An 18839-nucleotide genomic window follows, 5' to 3' on the forward strand; every position below is an offset into this window, starting at 1 on the left:
CCGCCCGGGACGAACCGCTGAAAGGCGACCACCATGCGCTTCAACCCGAAGTCCGACATCAGCGGCGGGCGCGTCCGTGACGCAGGGGGAAGCGGCGGCGGTGGCGGCGGCGGGATGCGGCTCCCGCTGCCGGGCGGCACCCGCGCCGGCGGCGGCATCGGTGGCCTGATCATCATCATCCTCTTCGTGGTCCTCACGCAGTGCGTGGGTGGAGGTGGCGGTCTGCCCAGCCCGGGCGGCGGCACCAGCCAGCAGGGCCAGTCGCAGCCCGACGGCATCGACACCGGTGACGAGCGCTACGCCAACTGCAAGACGGGCGCCGACGCCAACGACGACCCCGACTGCGCCCGCCTCGGAGTGGCCGTGTCGCTGGAGGACTACTGGTCCGAGACGTTGCCCGACCAGGGCGGCGTCGACTTCCAGCCCGCCACCATCAACACGTTCGCGGGCGGGATCAACACCGGGTGCGGCCAGGCCACGTCGCAGGTGGGGCCCTTCTACTGCCCGGCCGACCAGCAGGTCTACCTCGACACCACGTTCTTCGCCGACGTCCTCGAGGGCCAGCTCGGCGGGCAGGGCGGCGACTTCGTCGAGCCCTACGTCCTCGGCCACGAGTACGGCCACCACATCCAGAACCTCATGGGCACCATGGGCAAGGTCCGCACCCAGCAGGGGGCCGACTCCGACGCCGTACGCCTCGAGCTCCAGGCCGACTGCTACGCCGGCATGTGGACCAGGTACGCCGAGGACAGCGAGCTGTTGACCCTCGACGACGGCGACATCAGCGAGGCGCTCGACTCCGCCAAGGCGGTCGGCGACGACCGGATCCAGCAGCAGTCGGGGCAGCGGGTCGACCCGGAGGGTTGGACGCACGGCTCGTCCGAGCAGCGGATGGCGTGGTTCACCACCGGCTACGAGCAGGGCACCCTCGACGCCTGCGACACGTTCTCCGCCGGCCAGCTGTGAGCACGGGCCGAGGCCCGGCCCCGGCGCTCAGCCCAGCAGGGCCTCGATGTGGTCCACCTGCCGCTGCATGGCATGGATGTACGGCGCCACGCTGGGGTGGCGGAACTTCCCGGCCAGCGCACCCTCGCCATCGGCGACCCGCGCCAGTGCCCAGTCGAGGCGGGTCAGGGCGGTGTAGACGGCCATCACCCGGGCGCCGGTGAGCACCTCGTCGGGCGAGGCCAGCCCGGCGGGAAGCGCGTCGGTGTACGCCTGCACGAGGGGTTCGACCTCCTCCCGGGTCGCCAGCGACAGGTAGCCGAGGTCGGCACCCACCGGACCGCGTCCGAGGTGGGCCCAGTCGATGGCTATGGCCCCGTCCCCGCCGGGCGTCCGCCCGGGGATGTTGGCGGCCGAGGGGTCGCCGTGCTGCGCGACCTGCGGGAGCGCGTCGGACCGCTCGAGCCAGACGCTCCGGTGCGACCAGAGGTGGTCGGCGATGTCGGCCACGGGCGTGCGGGCCAGCGTCCGCCACCCCCCGCGCCGCTCGACCAGGGCGAGCCGGCTGCGGAGCTGGTCGCGCGCCAGCCAACGGTGGGCGCCGAGGTCGACGGCGGCGAACCGGCCCAGGCACGCGGCGAGCCACGGCCCGGGTGCGTCGTGGGACCCGACCCGCTCGTGGACGAGGGTGATGCCCTCGTCGTCCTCGTCGACCCGCACGACGGGCGCCTCGCGGAGCCCGGGGGCCGCGGCGACCACGCCGCTGAGCGCGACGTCGGCGGCGCGGCGCCAGTAGTTCACGTCGCCGGGCAGCAGCGCGCCGGGGACGTCGTGCGGGTCGGGGTGGCGCAGCCGCTTGACGACCACCTCGCGACCGAGGTGGGTCGCCGACCAGACGCCGTCGGTGGCCGGCCCGGCCCCCGGGAGGGGCCGCCAGCCCGGCTCGGGTTGCCACATAGGCAGGACGCTAGCCGATGTCGCGACCGCGGTAGCGCCACCAGGCGCCCTCAGCTCCGGCTAGGCGTTGACGACCTCGACCCGGATCGACTGCGCGTCGACGACGGCGCGGTCGAGCACCGCCCGGCGCGGGTCCGGCACGGCGAGCCACGGCGCGACGACCCGCACCGACGACAGCCGCTGGTCGGCGAGCACGGCGTCGACGGCGACGTGGTCACCACCGGTGACGACGACGGGGACACCGGCGAGGATGCGTGCCGCGTGGTCGGCCGCCGCCTCGTACGCCTGGCGCGCCTGGTTGTCGCGACGGCGGGCGAAGCGCTGCTGGCTCTGCCCACCCGCCTTGGTCCGCCCCTGCACGTGGCGCTGGCCGATCTTGTGCTCGACCACCGCGGGGCCCTGCAGCCGCGCGACGGCGAACCCGCCCTTGCGCACCAGCAGCACGCCCCAGGCGTCAGGCGGCACCACGGCGGCGGCGAGGGCGGCGGCGTCGGGCGGTCCGGCGTACGGCTCGGCGAAGGGCAGGCGGGCGACGAAGTGGGAGCCGTCGACGGCCGCACCGCGGAGCGCCCCGTCGCCGACGGCGAGCTCGGCCCCACCGTGACCGGTCGAGAAGTTGCCGACCCAGCGCTCCCAGCGCGCGGACGGGACGAGGACCTCGGGCACGCGTCGAACCTAGCCTGCGGGCACCTCGGGGCGGGGCACCGTCACCCCGCCGGGCAGCACCAGCTCGGCGGGGTCGTGGCGGGCGTACGCACCCGGTGTCATGCCGTGCGCCCGGCGGAACGCGCGGTTGAAGGCCGCCTCCGACTGGTAGCCGACGCGCTCGGCGACCCGGGCGAGCGAGAGCCTGCGCTCACGGACCAGCCGCGCCGCGAGGTCCATGCGCCACGCGGTGACGTAGCCCATCGCCGGCTCGCCCAGCGTCTGGCGGAAGCGGTCGGCGAAGGCGGAGCGGGACATGCCGGCCTCGGCCGCGAGCGAGGCCAGGGTCCACGGTGCGCCGGGCTCGGCGTGGAACGCGGCGAGGGCGAGGCCGACCTGCGGGTCGCGCAGGCCCGCGACCCACCCGCGGTCCTGCGCGCCGGACTCCAGCCACGACCGGACCGCCTGGACCACGAGGACGTCGGCGAGCCGCGCCGTGACCACGTCGCTGCCCGGCCGCGGGCTGCGCGACTCCGCTCCGATCACGTCGAACGCGGCCCGCATCCAGTCGGCGTCGCCGTCCGTGCCTGCCGGCAGGATGGCCGGGAGGCTGCGCAGCAGGCGCGCCACGCCGAGCCCGCTGAACGAGACCGCTCCGCACACCAGCTCGCACGGCTCCCCCGGGCCCGGGATGTCGAGCCGCTCGTAGCGCTCGCCCAGCTCCACCCGCGGCAGGTCGAAGAGCGGTGTCGCCCGGCTGCCGGGGGCGTCGAGGATGACGTGGCCGGCACCCGTGGGCACGAGCGCCATGTCGCCCTGCCCCATCCGCAGGGTCTCCCCGTCGACCTCGAGCACGAGCTCGCCGGCGGTCACGAGGTGGAAGACCACGGTGCCCGGGAGGGGAGGGATCTCGATGCCCCACGGGGCGCGGAGCAGCGACACGGCGTAGAACACCCCGCTCATGCCGAAGTCGGTGAGCGTGTCGGTGAGGAGGTCACGGTCCACGCGCTCAGCATCCTCCCTGCCGGACGATCGAGCAAGGGATGCGGTCGATCCGGCATTGATCGTCCGACCCCGCGGTACCAGTCTGGACTCATCACCGGAACAGGTCCGGGCACACCGATGGAGGAGCGTCATGAGGGTTCTCGTTGTGGGAGCAAGCCGCGGCACCGGCGCGGAGCTGGTCGAGGAGCTGGCCGAGCGGGGTCACGTGGTCACCGCGTTCTCGCGCCGAGCGGGAGCACACCCCGAGGGCGTGCGGACCGTGACGGGCGACGTGCTGGACGCGGACGCCCTCGGCAAGGCGATGGTCGGGCAGGACGCCGTGGCGGTGACGCTCGGCATCCCGGACAACCCCTTCCGGGTACGGCTGACCCGGCGCGCGAGCTCGCGGCTCGACGTCCGCTCGGCCGGCACGCGAGCGGTGCTCGACGCGATGGGCGAGCACGACGTCCCACGCCTCGTGGTCCAGTCGACCTACGGCATCGGCGACACCTACCGGCACCTGCCGCTCGCGCTCAAGGCGTTCTTCACGCTCGGCATCCGGCCGCAGGTCCGCGACCACGAGCGCCAGGAGGAGGTGGTCCGCGAGAGCGGCCTCGCGTGGACGATCGTGCGCCCGACGGTCCTGCACGACGAGGCGACCGACGCGCCCGCCCACGTCAGCACCGACGACCTCGCACCGACGATGAGGGTGTCGCGCCGCCAGGTCGCGCGGGTCGAGGCGGACGCGATCGAGGACGACTCGCGTCACGCGCAGGTGCTCTCGGTGACGGCGGCCGCCTGAGGATGTCACGATCGGCCCCCGGGTCGCGCTAGCCTCCGCGGCATGCGCGTTCCGGGGGCCGAGAGCGGCTGGGGGTACGTCCTCCTCGTCGGGGGCGCGCTCATCGTCTGGTCCCTGGCGCTGGATGCGAGCCTCGGGTCCGAGCGCCGGATCGCGGTGTGGTGGGTCCGCAGCGTGCGACGGCTCGGCGCGTGGGCAGGCCCTGTCTCGTTCCTCCGCTCGACCGTCCTGCTCGCGCTCTACGCGATCGTCGCCTGGCTGGGCGACCTGCTGGCGGGGCGTCTCGGCGACCCGTTGTGGGCCCTGGTCGTCTCGGGACCCGCCATGGTGGCGTACGCCCCGGTCGTGCTCGCCATGACGCCGTTCGACGTCGTCGACGTCCAGCTGTGGCGGTCCCAGCTGTCCGCCGTCGGCGCCGAGGCCCGCGAGCAGCGCGCCGTCGCGTGGTGGGCAGGGCTGCCCGCCCTCGCGGGGTTCATGGCGATCATGCTCACCCTGATGTCGATCTTCGTCGACTGACCGCTTCCGCGGCCCGGGCCGTCAGAGGAAGTCGAACGGGTCGAACTCGTCGATCGGGATGATGCGGATCCGCGGCAACGAGGAGTTGAAGGCCCCGATGTCGTACTCCAGGTCGATGATCCGCAGCCCGGGGAGGTTGCGGAACTGCGAGTTCATGAACTCGCCGAACCCGACCACGCCGACCTGACGGCTGCCGTCGCACAGCGCGGAGACCTGGTCGACGAAGTCGCCGTCGTGGCTGACGAGCACGACGTCGGCCGGCCGGTCGACCAGCGCCTCAGCGGTGCGCTGGATCGCGATGTCGACGATCTTGCCCTCCCCGCTCAGCGGGATCGGCTTGAACCCGATGGCGAGCAGCGCCTGGACGAAGCTGGTCGGCAGCTCGGTGCTGGCGGCGAGGAAGAACAGGCCGGTGACGTCCTGTTCGAAGGCCCGCTCGGCCCACTCGAGCAGCCGGTCCCAGCGCGGCCGCTCCTCGGGGCGGGGGCGACGACCCAGGATGGAGGTGCCCAGGGTGGCGTCGATGTTCTCCCCGTCGACGAGGAGGTAGGTCATCCGCTCGGCCATGCGAGGACTCTCCCACACGGTCGGCGGGACGTCCGGTCAGGGACGCTCAGGGCTGGTAGACGACCTTGAACGACTCCACGACGCGGTCGCCCTCGACGTCCACGTCCGTGACCTCCACCAGTGCACGCGGCACCCCCGACCCGTCGCAGAGGATCGACAGGACGCCGGTCTCCGGCAGCTCGTCGCCGTAGTCGGCGGTCGACGCGGTGGTGCTGCCCAGCTCGTCGGCGAGCACCTCGGCGACGAAGGCGTCGGACTCCCCCGCGGAGTCGCCGAAGGCCCATGCCGGCGGGGGGACGGACTCGAGGGTGGTCGGCCCGAAGTAGGTCGGAGCGGCGTTGAGCTTGGCGTGGTAGCGAGCGAGGTCCCAGAAGACCCGCAGCTCCTCGTGGTCGAACTCGACATCAGCGGCGGGGTCGACCTCGGGCGGCTCCATGCACGGAGCCTAGCCAGTCAAGCCACGTCGGCGACGTACGACGCGAACGCCCGCGCCTGGTCCATCGAGCCCGGCCGCGGCGCGGATGCCGGGTCGAGCCCGAGGTCGCGGTCCGCGAGCACCTGCTGCAGCAGGGGCCGCCAGCGCGGGTCGGCGTGCATCATCGCCCACCGCAGGGCGTCGCGCTTGCTCGCGACCGCCCCGGTGCGGACCGTGTAGAGGCTGCGACTCGCCTGCACCACGAGGTAGCGCTGGCACCACGCGACGCTCGGCGAGCACCAGGCGAGGACGTCGTCGGCCAGCGTGGCCAGGCCCGCGCGGGCACAGTCGCGGAGCACCGTGTCCGGCACCGGTTCGACGAGCCGCTCCGGGCACGGTCCGACGAGCGTGATGCCGTGCTCGCGGAGGATCCAGCGGGTCCACGGCTGGTTGCAGTGGGTCGACCAGATCATCTCGTCGGAGCCGTGGTCGACGTAGAGCCACTCCCGGCCGAGACCCGCCGTCGTGCGCAGGTCGGACGCGACGGCGTACGACCCCTCCAGGTGTCCGTGCCAGAAGCCGCCGCGGCGCGGGAGCTGCCGGTGCACCTCCCGCAGCGCGGCCTCCTGCGCCGCGTCGGGCCGCCCGCGCACCACGACGAGGAAGTCGCAGTCGCTGTGGCGGTCACCGGCGCCGAGGGCGAACGAGCCCTGCAGGTAGGCCCCCACGAACGAGTCGCCCAGGATCGCCTGCGCGTCCGTGACGAGCTCGTGCAGCACGCCGTTGAGGTCGGCGAAGCGGGTGGGGTGGGGGTTCAGCACGCAAGGAGTGTGCGCGCGGCACGTGTCCCCGCGCCACGCAATATCTGCAGGTCAGACGTTGAACCCGAGGGCCCGCAGCTGCTCGCGGCCGTCCTCGGTGATCTTGTCCGGGCCCCACGGGGGCATCCAGACCCAGTTGATCGCGACGTCGCCGACGAGGCCCTCGAGGGCCGACTCGGTCTGGTCGGTGATCACGTCGGTCAGCGGGCAGGCCGCCGAGGTGAGGGTCATGTCGAGCACGGCGTTGGCGTGCTCGTCGAGGTGGACGCCGTAGACGAGGCCGAGGTCCACGACGTTGATCCCGAGCTCGGGGTCGACGACGTCCTTCATCGCCTCGGTGACGTCGTCCACGGTGACGGTGGAGGTGCCCCCGCCCTGGGTGGCCTCGGGGACCTCGGGCAGGTCGCTGTGGTCCGGCTGGGTCTCGGTCATGAGGAGGCTCCTTCGGTCGTGGCCTGGGTGGTCGCGTCCTTCCACGCCATCCAGGAGAGCAGGGCGCACTTCACGCGCGCGGGGAACTTGGCGACGCCGGCGAACGCGATGCCGTCCTCGAGGACGTCCTCGTCCGGCTCGACCTGCCCCTTGCCCTGCATGAGCTCGAGGAAGGTCTGGTGGATCGCCATGGCGTCGCCGACGGGCTTGCCGATCACGAGGTCGGTCAGCACGGAGGCCGAGGCCTGCGAGATGGAGCAGCCGACCGAGTCGTAGGACACGTCCTCGACGACGGGGCCGTCGGGACCCTCGGCGAGGTGCACCCGGAGGGTCACCTCGTCGCCGCAGGTCGGGTTGACGTGGTGCACCTCGGCAGTGCCGGCGGAGGACGGGTCGCCCCTGAGTCCCTTGTGGTGCGGGTTCTTGTAGTGGTCCAGGATGATCTCCTGGTAGAGCGCGTCGAGGTCGGTGCTCATCGGTCCACCTTGAAGTAGCTGCGGGTGTGGTGGAGGGCCTCGACGAGCGCGTCGATCTCCGCGGGCGTCGTGTAGAGGTAGGACGACATCCGCGTCGAGCTCTGCACGCCGAAGCGGGCGTGCGCCGGCTTCGCGCAGTGGTGGCCCGCGCGCACCGCGACACCGCGCGAGTCGAGGACCTGCGCGATGTCGTGCGGGTGCACGCCGTCGAGCTCGAACGAGATCGCGCCGCCGCGCTGGGTGGCGTCGAGCGGTCCGAGCACCGTCAGCCCCGGGACGGACTGCAGGCCCTCGAGGGCGTACGCCGTGATGGCCTGCTCGTGCGCGTGGATGGCGTCGAGCCCGATGTGAGCGAGGTAGTCGACCGCGCAGCCGAGGCCGATGGCCTCGACGATCGGCGGCGTGCCGGCCTCGAACCGGTGGGGCGCCCTGGCGAACGTCGAGCGCGCCATGGTGACGGTCTCGATCATCTCGCCACCGCCGTGGAAGGGCGGGAGCTCGTTGAGCAGCTCCTCACGGCCCCACAGCACGCCGATGCCGGTCGGGCCGCAGACCTTGTGGCCGGTGAAGACCAGGAAGTCGCACCCGACCTCCTGCACGTCCACGGCGAGCTGCGGCGCCGCCTGCGAGGCGTCGACGACGGAGTACGCCCCGACCGCCCTCGCCCGCGCCGCCAGGTCGGCGACGGGGTTGATCGTGCCGAGCATGTTGGACACCCAGGTGAACGCGACGACCTTGGTGTGCTCGTCGACCAGCCGGTCGGCGTCCGTCAGGTCGAGCCGGCCGTCGTCGGTCAGGCCGAACCAGCGCAGCTCGGCGCCGGAGCGCTCGCAGGCCAGCTGCCACGACACGATGTTGGAGTGGTGCTCCATCTCGGTGATGACGACGTTGTCGCCCGGGCCGAGCTCGATGGTGCGGGCCAGCAGGTTGAGCGCCTCGGTGGCGTTCTTGGTGAAGACGACCTCGTTGCGCGAGGGCGCGTTGAGGAACGCCGCCACCTTGTCCCGCGCCCCCTCGTAGGCCTCCGTCGACTCCGCGCCGAGCTGGTGCATGGCGCGGGCGATGTTGGCGTTGTGCCGCTCGAGGTGGTCGACCATCGTGTCGATGACGACCTGCGGCTTCTGCGAGGTGTTGGCGCTGTCGAGGTAGACCAGCGGCGCACCGCCCGCGAGCGTGCGCTCGAGGATCGGGAAGTCCTTGCGGATCACGTCGAGATCCGGGAGCAGTCCTTGCATCGTGGTCCTCCTCTCCTGGTGCAGTGGTGGGGGCAGGTCAGGCCGTGGCGGCCTTGACGTAGCGGTCGTAGCCGTTGGCCTCGAGCTCGTCGGCCAGCTCCTTGCCGCCGGACTCGGCGACCTTGCCGTCGACGAACACGTGGACGTGGTCGGGCTCGATGTAGCGCAGGATGCGGGTGTAGTGGGTGATCAGCAGGACACCCTTGCCCTCACGCGCGCGGAAGCGGTTGACGCCCTCGGAGACGATCTTGAGCGCGTCGATGTCGAGGCCGGAGTCGGTCTCGTCGAGGACGGCGACCTTGGGGTCGAGGAGCTCCAGCTGGGCGATCTCGTGGCGCTTCTTCTCACCACCGGAGAAGCCCTCGTTGACCGAGCGCTGCGAGAACGACGAGTCGAGGTTGAGCGCCTCGAGGGCGCCGTTGACGTCCTTGACCCAGGTGCGCAGCTTGGGCGCCTCGCCGTCGATGGCGGCCTTGGCCGTGCGCAGGAAGTTGGCGACGGAGACACCCGGGACCTCGACGGGGTACTGCATCGCGAGGAAGAGGCCGGCGCGGGCGCGCTCGTCGACGGAGAGCGAGAGGACGTCCTGGCCGTCGAGGGTCACCGAGCCACCCGTGATGGTGTACTTGGGGTGGCCGGCGATGGAGTAGGCGAGCGTCGACTTGCCGGAGCCGTTGGGCCCCATGATGGCGTGGGTCTCGCCGTCCTTGATGGTGAGGGTGACGCCCTTGAGGATCTCCTTGGGGCCGTCCTCGGTGTCGACGGTGACGTGCAGGTCGGTGATGACGAGCTTGCTCATGCGGGGGTGACTCCGTTCAGGGTGGTCTCGGTGTCGACGTAGACGTCTCCGTCGCGTACGTCGACCGGGAAAGTGGCGACCGGCTCGGTCGCCGGGAGGTTGGTGGGCTTGCCGGTGCGCAGGTCGAACATCGACCCGTGCAGCCAGCACTCGATCTGGCAGCCGCCGTCGGTCCGCTCGACCTCGCCCTCGCTGAGGGCGACCTCGGCGTGGCTGCAGGTGTTCTCGATGGCGAAGACCTCGTCGCCGTCGCGGGCGATGGCGAGGTCGTACCGCCCGAGGGTGACGGCGAGCGCCTGGTCGGCGGCCACGTCGGACAGCGCGCACGCGCGCTCGAAGGTCACTGGGCGATCTCCTTGAGGACGTTCTTGGCGAGCTCGCCCTCGACCGTGGTGAGCAGGCGGTCGGCGATGGACGGCACGCCGACCTTGCGGATCAGGTCGTTGAAGAAGCCGTGCACGACGAGTCGCTGGGCCTCCTGCTCGGACACGCCGCGCGACTGGAGGTAGAACAGCTGCTCGTCGTCGAAGCGGGCGGTGGTCGAGGCGTGACCGGCGCCCTCGATCTCGCCGGTCTCGATCTCGAGGTTGGGCACGGAGTCCGCGCGGCAGCCGTCGGTGAGGACGAGGTTGCGGTTCTCCTCGTAGGTCTCGATGCCCTCGGCGACCTTGCGGATCAAGACGTTGCCGATCCAGACCGTGTGCGCGCCCTCACCCTGCAGTGCGCCCTTGTAGACGACGTTGCTCCGGGTGTGCGGGGCGTTGTGGTCGGCGAACAGGCGGTGCTCGATGTGCTGGCCGGCGTCGGCGAAGTAGAGGCCGAGCAGCTCGGCGGAGCCACCGGGACCGTCGTAGGTCACATTGGCGTCCATGCGGACGACGTCGCCACCGAACGAGATCGCGGCGTGCTTGTAGGTCGCGTCGCGCCCGACCAGCGCCTGGTGGTGCGCGAGGTGGACGGCGTCGTCGGCCCAGTCCTGGATCGACACCACGGTGACGTCGGCACCGTCACCGACGACGATCTCGACGACCGCGGCCATGGCCGCCGAGCCCTCGTGGTTGATCACGACGACGGCGCGGCTGTGCGCGCCGAAGCGCATCGCGACGTGACCCGCCTCGGTGTTGGTGGCGTCCTCGCCCTCGAGCGAGATCACGATCGGCTCGGCGACCTCGAGGTCGGCCGGGACGTCGACCAGCAGGGAGGCAGGGACCTCGGCCAGGACCCGCGCCGCGAAGCGCGTGTTGGGGGCCCAGCCGGAGATGCCCCGCAGCCCGCGGGCCTCCTCGCCCGAGACGCCCTCGACGCGTACGCCCTCGGGCGTGTTCCACGTGCAGGAGGTCGTGCTGCGGTTGAACGGGGCGTCCCCGTGGAGGTCGCGCAGCCGCTTGAGCGGGCTGAAGCGCCAGATCTCCTCGCGCCCGGTGGGCACGGGGTGGTCGGCGACGTCGAAGGAGCCCACCGGGTTGAGGTGGCTCTCGATCGCACCCTGCTCGGGCGCAGCCTGCTCCAGGGCGGAGCGGACGGAGTCGGTGGTGACGGTCACTGCTCTTCTTTCTTCGTTCTGTGCGTCGTGCTCGGCGTCGTGCTCGGGACGGGGGACGTCGGCGTCAGCCGACGGCGCCCTCCATCTGCAGCTCGATGAGTCGGTTGAGCTCGAGGGCGTACTCCATCGGCAGCTCCTTGGCGATCGGCTCGACGAAGCCGCGCACGATCATCGCCATCGCCTCGTCCTCCTCCATGCCGCGTGACATGAGGTAGAAGAGCTGGTCGTCGGAGACCTTGGAGACGCTCGCCTCGTGGCCCATCGACACGTCGTCCTCGCGGATGTCGACGTAGGGGTAGGTGTCGCTGCGGCTGATCTGGTCGACCAGGAGCGCGTCGCACAGCACGTTGGACTTGGAGCCGTGGGCGCCCTCGTTGACCTGGATGAGGCCGCGGTAGGACGTACGACCGCCGCCGCGCGCCACCGACTTGCTCAGGATGGACGACGAGGTGTGCGGCGCCGCGTGCACCATCTTGGCGCCGGCGTCCTGGTGCTGGCCCTCGCCGGCGAAGGCGATGGACAGCGTCTCGCCCTTGGCGTGCTCGCCCATCAGGTAGACGGCGGGGTACTTCATGGTGACCTTGGAGCCGATGTTGCCGTCGACCCACTCCATCGTCGCGCCGGCCTCGCAGGTCGCGCGCTTGGTGACGAGGTTGTAGACGTTGTTCGACCAGTTCTGGATGGTCGTGTAGCGGACGCGGGCGCCCTTCTTGACGACGATCTCGACGACTGCCGAGTGCAGCGAGTCCGAGGAGTAGATCGGGGCCGTGCAGCCCTCGACGTAGTGCACGTAGGAGTCCTCGTCGGCGATGATCAGCGTCCGCTCGAACTGGCCCATGTTCTCGGTGTTGATCCGGAAGTAGGCCTGGAGCGGGATGTCGACGTGCACGCCCTTGGGGACGTAGATGAACGAGCCGCCCGACCACACCGAGGTGTTGAGCGCGGCGAACTTGTTGTCACCCACGGGGATGACGGTGCCGAAGTACTCCCGGAAGAGGTCCTCGTGCTCCTTCAGGGCGGTGTCGGTGTCGACGAAGATGACGCCCTTCTCCTCGAGGTCCTCGCGGATCGAGTGGTAGACGACCTCCGACTCGTACTGGGCCGCGACACCGGCGACGAGGCGCTGCTTCTCCGCCTCGGGGATGCCGAGCTTGTCGTAGGTGTTCTTGATGTCCTCGGGGAGGTCCTCCCACGAGGTGGCCTGCTTCTCGCTGGAGCGGACGAAGTACTTGATGTTGTCGAAGTCGATCGTCGACAGGTCCGAGCCCCACGTCGGCATGGGCTTGCGGTGGAAGAGCTTGAGGCCCTTGAGGCGCAGGTCGAGCATCCACTGCGGCTCGGACTTCTTGCCGGAGATGTCGCGCACGACGTCCTCGTTGAGCCCACGCGTGGCGGTGGCACCCGCCGTGTCGGAGTCGGACCAGCCGAACTCGTACTTGCCGATGCCCTTGAGCTCCGGGTTGAGTTCCTCGATCGAGGTCATGACTGCTCCTTCTTCGGTACGGGCGTGCGGGTCTGGGGGATGCAGGTGGTGCAGACGCCGTCGCCGTGGGCGATCGTCGCCAGACGCTGGACGTGGGTGCCGAGGACCGCGGCGATGGCCTCGGTCTCGGCCTCGCAGAGCTGCGGGAACTCGTGGGCGACGTGGGACACCGGGCAGTGCTGCTGGCACAGCTGCTCGCCGACGACGGGGAGCTCGCGTACGGAGGCGGCGTAGCCGTTCTGGGTGAACACCTTCGCCAGCGCCTGGGCCGGGCTCAGGTCGGGGTCGAGCGCCATCACCGCGGCGTAGTCGCGCTCGACGAACGCCACGCGGCGCCGGGCGAACTCGACGACGGCGTCCTCGCCCTGCGTCTCGGCGAGGAAGCGCATCGCCTGGACGGCGAGGTCGTCGTACTGCTGGTCGAAGCTGTCGCGACCGGCCTCGGTCAGCGCGAAGACCTTCGCCGGGCGCCCCCGGCCCCGGGTGCCGTAGACCTTCGGCTCGCGCGACTCCACGACGCCCTCGGCCGCGAGGTGGTCGAGGTGGCGGCGCACCGCGGCGGGGGTCAGGACGAGCCGGCGTGCGAGGTCGGCGGCGGTCGAGGGGCCGTTCTCCAGGATGGCGCGGGCCACGCGGTCACGCGTGGGAGCGTCCCCGTCACGGGTCGCCGCCGTCCTGGTGAATTCCACAACGCCAGTGTGACGTTATTGCCCCACGCCGTTCAAGCAAGGGTCGCCTAAGTGACCTGTGCCACCGCGCGCCGCCCGAGGAGCTCGCGCCGGGTCGCCGCACCTAGACTTCCAGCGTGCCACCCGCCTCCCCCGCCGTCGTCATCGACGGACTGGTGATGAGGTACGGCGACAAGGTGGCGGTCGACGGGCTGTCGCTCGAGGTGGCCCGCGGCTCGGTGACCGCGGTCCTCGGCCCCAACGGGGCCGGCAAGACGACGACCCTCGAGACCTGTGAGGGCTACCGCGTCCCGCAGGGGGGCACCGTCCGCGTGCTCGGGCTCGACCCCCAGCGCGACCGCGCCGCGCTCCTGCCGCGCATCGGCGTCATGCTGCAGAGCGGCGGCGCGTGGAGCGGGGCTCGGGCCGTCGAGATGCTGGAGCACCTCGCCGCGCTGCACGCCCACCCCCTCGACACCTCGATGCTGGTCGAGCGTCTCGGGCTGGGCGACTGCGGGCGTACGCCCTACCGCCGGCTGTCCGGCGGCCAGAAGCAGCGGCTGGGGCTCGCCCTCGCGCTGGTCGGTCGACCCGAGCTGGTCTTCGTCGACGAGCCCACGGCCGGCATGGACCCGCAGGCGCGCCGCACGACCTGGGAGCTGCTGGAGGAGATCCGCGGCGACGGCGTGACCGTCGTGCTGACGACGCACCACATGGACGAGGCCGAGCACCTCGCCGACCGCATCCACATCATCGACCGGGGCACGGTCATCGCCAGCGGCACGCCGTCCGAGCTCACCCGCGGCGGGCGGTCCGCCACGATCCGGCTCGTCGTCAACCGGCCCTTCCCCGAGGGCGCTCCCGAGTCGCTGCGGGCCGACCTCGGGCCCGGGACCGAGGTGCGCCAGCTCGACGACGTCAGCATGCTCATCCACGGCCCGGCGGACGGCACCACCCTCGGGCGGGTGTCGCGGTGGTGCGAGGCGCACGACGTCCTCCCCCAGACCCTCACGCTCGGCCAGCGCACGCTCGAGGACGTCTTCCTCGAGATCACCGGACGGGAGCTCGCCTCGTGAGCGTCGGGACGTTCTCCCCGGCGCCGGGCGGGGCCTCGCTCGCCCGGATGGTCCTGGCCCAGTCCCGGATGGAGGCGCGGCTCATGCTGCGCAACGGCGAGCAGCTGCTGCTCGCCATCGTGATCCCGGTCATCGTCCTGGTGGGCGGCGTGCTGGCCGCGGGGCGCATCGGGATCGACCTCGACGGCCACCGCGCGGTCGACGTGCTCACTCCCGGCGTGCTCGCGCTCGCCGTCATGTCGACCGCGTTCACCTCCGTCGCCATCGCCACCGGCTTCGAACGCAGGTACGGCGTCATCAAGCTGCTCGGCTCGTCGCCCCTGCCGCGCCACGGCCTGCTCCTCGGCAAGGTCCTCGCCCTGCTCAACGTGGTCGCGCTCCAGCTCGTGGTGCTGGTCGTGGTCGGCCTCGCGCTCGGGTGGGAGCCCACCCTCGCGCACCCGCCGCGCACGATGCTCGGGGTGGTGCTCGCCGTCGGGCTCGGCACGGCGGCGTTCGCCGCGCTCGGGCTGCTCGTCGCCGGGGCGCTGCGGGCCGAGGCGACGCTGGCCCTGGCCAACCTCGTCTACCTGCTCCTGATGGCCGGCGGCGGGGTGGTGCTGCCCGCCAGCACCTACGGCGCCGCCGAGGCGCTGATCCGGTGGCTGCCCTCGGGTGCCCTCGGCGAGGCGATGCGTGCCACGCTGGTGGACGCCCGGATCGACGTGAGCGCCCTGCTCGTGCTCGCCGCCTGGGCGGTGGCCGGCACGGTGCTGACCGCACGGACCTTCAAGTGGGAGTGATGACTGCGCTGCTCGACCGGCTCTCCCGGTACCTCTGGCCCCTCGCGATCGCCAACCTCGTCGCCAACATCGGCATCGTGGTGACCGGCGGCGCCGTACGCCTCACCGGCTCCGGGCTCGGCTGCCCGACGTGGCCCCGCTGCACGGACCAGTCCTACGTCGCGCACGGCGAGCTCGGCCTGCACGGCGCGATCGAGTTCGGCAACCGGTTGCTCACCTTCGCGCTCGCGGCCATCGCGGTCGCCTGCTTCCTCGCCGCCCTCGGGGCCCGGCACCGGCGCGCGACCAGGCTCGCCTTCGTCGTCGGCCTCGGCATCCCGCTGCAGGCGGTGATCGGCGGCATCACCGTGCTCACCGACCTCAACCCGTGGATCGTGTCGGGGCACTTCCTGCTGTCGATGGCGATGGTGATGGTCTGCATCGCACTGCTGGACGAGCTGCGGAGCCCGGATCGCGGCCCCGCTCCCCCGCTGCCGCGCGCGCTGGCGTGGGCGACCCTCGCCTCGGGATGGGTCGTGCTCTACCTCGGCACGGTCGTGACGGGAGCCGGGCCGCACGCCGGCGACACGGAGTCGCCCCGCAACGGGCTGGACCCGGCCACTGTGTCGCACGTGCACGCCGTCTCGGTCTACGTGCTGGTCGCGCTGACCGTGGCCCTGCTCCTGGTCGCTGTGCGCGGCGGCCACGCGTGGCTCGCGCGGGTCACGGGCCTGGTGCTCGTCATCGAGCTGCTCCAGGGCCTGCTGGGCTGGGTGCAGTACTGGTTGGACCTGCCGGTCGCGCTCGTCGCGCTGCACATGCTCGGCGCCGGGCTGCTGGCCGCAGGGCTCGCCCGTGTCGCGCTGGCGGTCCTGCCGCACCGGGCCGCCGCCGAGGCGGAGGCCGGCGGCGAGCCGCAGCCCCACGCTGCGACTCGCCTGACCTAGCCCTCCCAGGACTTGTCGGAGCGGTCAGCGCCCGATCTTGCGGGCGAAAATGACCGTCCGCTTGGAGTAGTCGTCCGCCTTGCAGGCCACCAGCACGATGCGCGCCGGCCCGGAGACGGAGTAGAGCGAGCCCATCCGGCGCTTGGCCGACCAGAACTCGCGCTTGGTGACCTCGAACCGGCACCCGGCGACCTTGATGACGTCGCCGCGACGCAGCTGGCCCCACCTGTCGGCGACGCCGTTGCCGGAGCGCCAGGCGTGACCGGCGTAGACCGTGCTGCCCGTGGGGTCGCACGGCGGGTCACCCTTGGACCAGGTGTAGACAGCGCCGCGCAGCCGGGGCCCGACCGCGAGCGTGTCGTTGCGCGCCGGCACCTTAATGACGACCGCGTCGGTGCCGGTGCGGTCGATCCGCAGCCGGTCAGGAGCGGCGTGTGCCGCACCCTGACCAGCCAGGACGGTCGCCACCAGGGCCACGAGGACACCGGTGCGAGCGAACGCCCTCCGGATCATCGAGCCCCGGTGTTGGGGGCGACCTGCGGCGCCTGGGCGCACGCCTTGTTGGTGAAGCTGAGCTTCCAGACCTGCTTGCCGCGCAGCTTGAACGACGCGTCGGCGGCGACGGCCCGCACGGTGACGGTGCGCTTCGTGGCCTTGATCCAGGCGCCCTGGCGCACGACCTTGCCCTGCGCCTTGTAGACGACGCCGTTGCGCTTGATCACCTTGAACATGTCGCTGGTGCGACCGCACTTGTCGATCGTGCGGACGTTGGCGGAGACGACGCGCACCTGGGCGGGCAGCACCTCGGGCGGGTTGGTCACCGGCGGCGTGACCACCGGCGGCGTGACGACCGGCGGCGTGGGTGTCGGGCACGGCTGGTTGCTGTCGACCGGCGCCGGGTAGGTCACCGAGGTCTGGCCGTTGGTGAACTGGTAGCCCGGGGTGGTCGTCACCGTGAGGCTGCCGTCCGGGTTGGTCGTCGAGGTCCAGGGACCGGTCGGGACCTGGCCGTAGTGGGCGTTGCCCGGGCCGCAGTCGTCGACGACGGGCACCGTCGGCTGGTCGACCTTCTTCACCGCGCAGTTGTCGGCGAACTTGGACACCGCGATGCTGCCGGAGCTGGTGTTGGTGTTATTGTTGTCCCACCGTGCCGCGAGCGTCAGCGTCAGCGGCTGCGACGGCTTGGTGGTGACGGTCTCGGTGCGGTAGATCGTCTGGCGCGAGGCGAGCCGCGTGCCGACCGGGACCGCGTTGGTCCTCGTGGAGCTGGTGACGGTCTCGGGCACGGTCTCGCTGTTCTCGACCCGCCACGTGACGGTCCAGCCGCCACCGGTGGCGCACGTGACGTCACCGCTGATGGTGTTGTGGTGGGCGCTGGCGGCTCCCGCGATCCCCACGACCGCGAAGCCGACCCCGACCGTCAACGTCATGACGCGGGACACGGCCCGTGGCAGGCGCCCCACGCGCGTGCCGGTGTCTCCCTCGGTCGCTGCTGCGACCGTTCCCCTGAGTGCTGCGAACATGCTGGTAGAACCCCCAGTTCCGTGAGGGGATGGCCCGATGCCTCCCCATCCGCACGATTCAACGACGGACGGTGGCCTAGAAACACGGCACGTAGTCTCAAGATGATGTCTAGGGTTCTTCATTTCCCCAGCGAGATCTTCGATCGTGCGCTAGCGGCTCAGCAGCGGGTCCAGGGCGACGGCGACGAAGAGCAGCGACAGGTAGAGGTTCGAGGCGTGGAACAGCCGCATGGGGTTGATCTCCCCGAGCGCCTCGGACGCCTTGGTGCGTGACCACATGCGGTGCGCCTCGACGAGGAACACCACGCCCAGGACGGCGGCGAGGGCCGGGTAGACGAGGCTGGTGCCGGCGACCGGCCACAGCAGCAGCGAGGTCGCGACCATGACCCAGCTGTAGACGACCACCTGCCGCCCCACCTCCGCGGCGGGCTTGACGACCGGCAGCATCGGGACGTCGACGTTGCGGTAGTCCTCGCGGTAGCGCAGCGCCAGCGCCCACGTGTGCGGCGGCGTCCAGAAGAAGACCACGAGGAAGAGCACGACCGGCGTCCAGGCCAGCTCGCCGGTCACGGCCGTCCAGCCGATCAGCGCCGGGAAGCACCCGGCGAGGCCGCCCCACACGATGTTCTGGGTGGTGCGGCGCTTGAGGATCATCGTGTAGACGAGCACGTAGAACGCGTTGGCCAGCACCGAGAGCGCCGCGGAGAGCCAGTTGACCCAGAGCGCCAGCACGACGGTCGACAGCACGGCGAGCACGGTCGCGAAGACGAGCGCCGAGACGGGCGAGACGATGTGGCGCGGCAGCGCGCGGCGACGCGTACGCCTCATCTGCTCGTCGATGTCGCGGTCGTAGACGCAGTTGTAGGTCGACGCCGAGCCGGCGGACAGGGCGCCGCCGACGACGGTGGCGGCCACCAGGCCGAGGGACGGGATGCCGCGCTCGGCGAAGAACATCACCGGCACGGTCGTCAGCAGCAGGAGCTCGATCACCCGCGGCTTGGTGAGCCCGACGTAGGCACCGACGACGTCGCGCCAGGTCTTCGGACCGTCCGGCGCCGCACCGTCGTCACCGCCCGACGGCCGGGCGGACGCAGCAGCGTTCGGACCGGCGTGGGACACGGTGGGCAACCTCGGGATGACGGTGGCGGATAGGACGAGGGGTGGTGGGAACCGGAGGTGACGGACCAGCAGCGATTCCGGCTTTCGGGACCACCCTCGGGCGGGGTCGAGTCTACTCGGCC

Annotated in this window: 23 protein-coding genes; 6 read left to right on the forward strand and 17 right to left on the reverse strand. The window is 71.7% G+C overall.

Features of this window, described 5'->3' with window-relative positions:
* Window positions 1-33 precede the first annotated feature (33 nt).
* Window positions 34-966 carry a KPN_02809 family neutral zinc metallopeptidase gene (ypfJ, locus tag F4692_RS17040; protein WP_179620922.1) on the forward strand — a complete coding sequence of 311 codons (933 nt, stop codon included), beginning with the start codon at window positions 34-36 and terminating at the stop codon, window positions 964-966.
* Between the two features lie 27 nt (window positions 967-993).
* Here ypfJ and F4692_RS17045 read toward each other — a convergent pair whose 3' ends face one another.
* Genes F4692_RS17045 through F4692_RS17055 form a run of 3 tightly spaced genes read right to left on the reverse strand, consistent with a single transcriptional unit; the run spans window position 994 to window position 3552 of the window.
* On the reverse strand, window positions 994-1902 hold the full coding sequence (locus F4692_RS17045) for a phosphotransferase (RefSeq protein ID WP_179620923.1): 909 nt from the start codon (window positions 1900-1902) through the stop codon (window positions 994-996).
* 60 nt (window positions 1903-1962) lie between these two features.
* Window positions 1963-2568, reverse strand: coding sequence for an acVLRF1 family peptidyl-tRNA hydrolase (locus F4692_RS17050; protein WP_179620924.1), 606 nt, complete (start codon window positions 2566-2568; stop codon window positions 1963-1965).
* A gap of 9 nt (window positions 2569-2577) precedes the next feature.
* Window positions 2578-3552, reverse strand: coding sequence for an AraC family transcriptional regulator (locus F4692_RS17055; protein ID WP_179620925.1), 975 nt, complete (start codon window positions 3550-3552; stop codon window positions 2578-2580).
* Window positions 3553-3682: 130 nt separating this feature from the next.
* On the opposite strand from F4692_RS17055, the gene F4692_RS17060 reads away from it, so the two are divergent.
* Window positions 3683-4333, forward strand: a complete 651-nt coding sequence (locus F4692_RS17060; protein WP_179620926.1) for an NAD(P)-dependent oxidoreductase — start codon at window positions 3683-3685, stop codon at window positions 4331-4333.
* Window positions 4334-4375: 42 nt separating this feature from the next.
* Window positions 4376-4852: a hypothetical protein gene (locus F4692_RS17065; protein ID WP_179620927.1), complete on the forward strand. Its 477-nt coding sequence runs from the start codon at window positions 4376-4378 to the stop codon at window positions 4850-4852.
* Between the two features lie 21 nt (window positions 4853-4873).
* Here the strand turns inward: F4692_RS17065 and F4692_RS17070 are convergent, their stop codons facing one another.
* From F4692_RS17070 to F4692_RS17120, 11 genes are all read right to left on the reverse strand, one after another.
* A complete protein-coding gene (locus F4692_RS17070; protein WP_179620928.1) occupies window positions 4874-5419 on the reverse strand; it encodes an NYN domain-containing protein in 546 nt (181 codons plus the stop codon).
* Between the two features lie 46 nt (window positions 5420-5465).
* Complete coding sequence (locus F4692_RS17075) at window positions 5466-5855, reverse strand: ASCH domain-containing protein (protein WP_179620929.1); 390 nt, start codon at window positions 5853-5855, stop codon at window positions 5466-5468.
* A gap of 17 nt (window positions 5856-5872) precedes the next feature.
* Window positions 5873-6655 (reverse strand): aminoglycoside adenylyltransferase domain-containing protein, encoded by a 783-nt coding sequence (locus tag F4692_RS17080; protein WP_218858712.1) that lies wholly within the window; start codon window positions 6653-6655, stop codon window positions 5873-5875.
* Between the two features lie 51 nt (window positions 6656-6706).
* Window positions 6707-7087 carry a metal-sulfur cluster assembly factor gene (locus F4692_RS17085; protein ID WP_179620930.1) on the reverse strand — a complete coding sequence of 127 codons (381 nt, stop codon included), beginning with the start codon at window positions 7085-7087 and terminating at the stop codon, window positions 6707-6709.
* Window positions 7084-7563, reverse strand: a complete 480-nt coding sequence (sufU, locus tag F4692_RS17090) for a Fe-S cluster assembly sulfur transfer protein SufU (RefSeq protein ID WP_179620931.1) — start codon at window positions 7561-7563, stop codon at window positions 7084-7086. Before sufU ends, F4692_RS17085 begins: the two co-directional genes overlap by 4 nt.
* Window positions 7560-8798 carry an aminotransferase class V-fold PLP-dependent enzyme gene (locus F4692_RS17095; protein WP_179620932.1) on the reverse strand — a complete coding sequence of 413 codons (1239 nt, stop codon included), beginning with the start codon at window positions 8796-8798 and terminating at the stop codon, window positions 7560-7562. The genes sufU and F4692_RS17095 overlap by 4 nt, the downstream gene beginning before the upstream one ends.
* A gap of 37 nt (window positions 8799-8835) precedes the next feature.
* A complete protein-coding gene (sufC, locus tag F4692_RS17100) occupies window positions 8836-9597 on the reverse strand; it encodes a Fe-S cluster assembly ATPase SufC (protein ID WP_179620933.1) in 762 nt (253 codons plus the stop codon).
* A complete protein-coding gene (locus tag F4692_RS17105) occupies window positions 9594-9941 on the reverse strand; it encodes a non-heme iron oxygenase ferredoxin subunit (RefSeq protein ID WP_179620934.1) in 348 nt (115 codons plus the stop codon). The genes sufC and F4692_RS17105 overlap by 4 nt, the downstream gene beginning before the upstream one ends.
* Window positions 9938-11140, reverse strand: coding sequence for a Fe-S cluster assembly protein SufD (sufD, locus tag F4692_RS17110; protein WP_179620935.1), 1203 nt, complete (start codon window positions 11138-11140; stop codon window positions 9938-9940). Before sufD ends, F4692_RS17105 begins: the two co-directional genes overlap by 4 nt.
* Before the next feature lie 64 nt (window positions 11141-11204).
* Window positions 11205-12623, reverse strand: coding sequence for a Fe-S cluster assembly protein SufB (gene sufB / locus F4692_RS17115; RefSeq protein ID WP_179620936.1), 1419 nt, complete (start codon window positions 12621-12623; stop codon window positions 11205-11207).
* Entirely contained in the window at window positions 12620-13312 is a 693-nt protein-coding gene (locus tag F4692_RS17120; protein WP_179620937.1) for a helix-turn-helix transcriptional regulator, read from the reverse strand. Before F4692_RS17120 ends, sufB begins: the two co-directional genes overlap by 4 nt.
* A gap of 116 nt (window positions 13313-13428) precedes the next feature.
* Between F4692_RS17120 and F4692_RS17125 the strand changes: the two genes are divergently transcribed.
* The 3 genes from F4692_RS17125 to F4692_RS17135 are packed head-to-tail and all read left to right on the forward strand — an operon-like array spanning window position 13429 to window position 16075.
* Entirely contained in the window at window positions 13429-14367 is a 939-nt protein-coding gene (locus F4692_RS17125) for an ABC transporter ATP-binding protein (protein ID WP_308645357.1), read from the forward strand.
* On the forward strand, window positions 14364-15149 hold the full coding sequence (locus F4692_RS17130; protein ID WP_308645358.1) for an ABC transporter permease: 786 nt from the start codon (window positions 14364-14366) through the stop codon (window positions 15147-15149). The genes F4692_RS17125 and F4692_RS17130 overlap by 4 nt, the downstream gene beginning before the upstream one ends.
* On the forward strand, window positions 15149-16075 hold the full coding sequence (locus F4692_RS17135; RefSeq protein ID WP_179620938.1) for a COX15/CtaA family protein: 927 nt from the start codon (window positions 15149-15151) through the stop codon (window positions 16073-16075). The genes F4692_RS17130 and F4692_RS17135 overlap by 1 nt, the downstream gene beginning before the upstream one ends.
* 24 nt (window positions 16076-16099) lie before the next feature.
* Here F4692_RS17135 and F4692_RS17140 read toward each other — a convergent pair whose 3' ends face one another.
* The 3 genes from F4692_RS17140 to F4692_RS17150 form a co-directional block, all read right to left on the reverse strand.
* Complete coding sequence (locus F4692_RS17140; protein ID WP_179620939.1) at window positions 16100-16588, reverse strand: class F sortase; 489 nt, start codon at window positions 16586-16588, stop codon at window positions 16100-16102.
* Window positions 16585-17598 carry a hypothetical protein gene (locus F4692_RS17145; RefSeq protein WP_179620940.1) on the reverse strand — a complete coding sequence of 338 codons (1014 nt, stop codon included), beginning with the start codon at window positions 17596-17598 and terminating at the stop codon, window positions 16585-16587. The genes F4692_RS17140 and F4692_RS17145 overlap by 4 nt, the downstream gene beginning before the upstream one ends.
* A gap of 150 nt (window positions 17599-17748) precedes the next feature.
* Window positions 17749-18717, reverse strand: a complete 969-nt coding sequence (locus F4692_RS17150) for a heme o synthase (protein WP_179620941.1) — start codon at window positions 18715-18717, stop codon at window positions 17749-17751.
* Window positions 18718-18839 lie beyond the last annotated feature (122 nt).

Origin of the sequence: Nocardioides cavernae (genome assembly GCF_013410035.1) — a bacterium.
Classification (GTDB): domain Bacteria; phylum Actinomycetota; class Actinomycetes; order Propionibacteriales; family Nocardioidaceae; genus Nocardioides; species Nocardioides cavernae_A.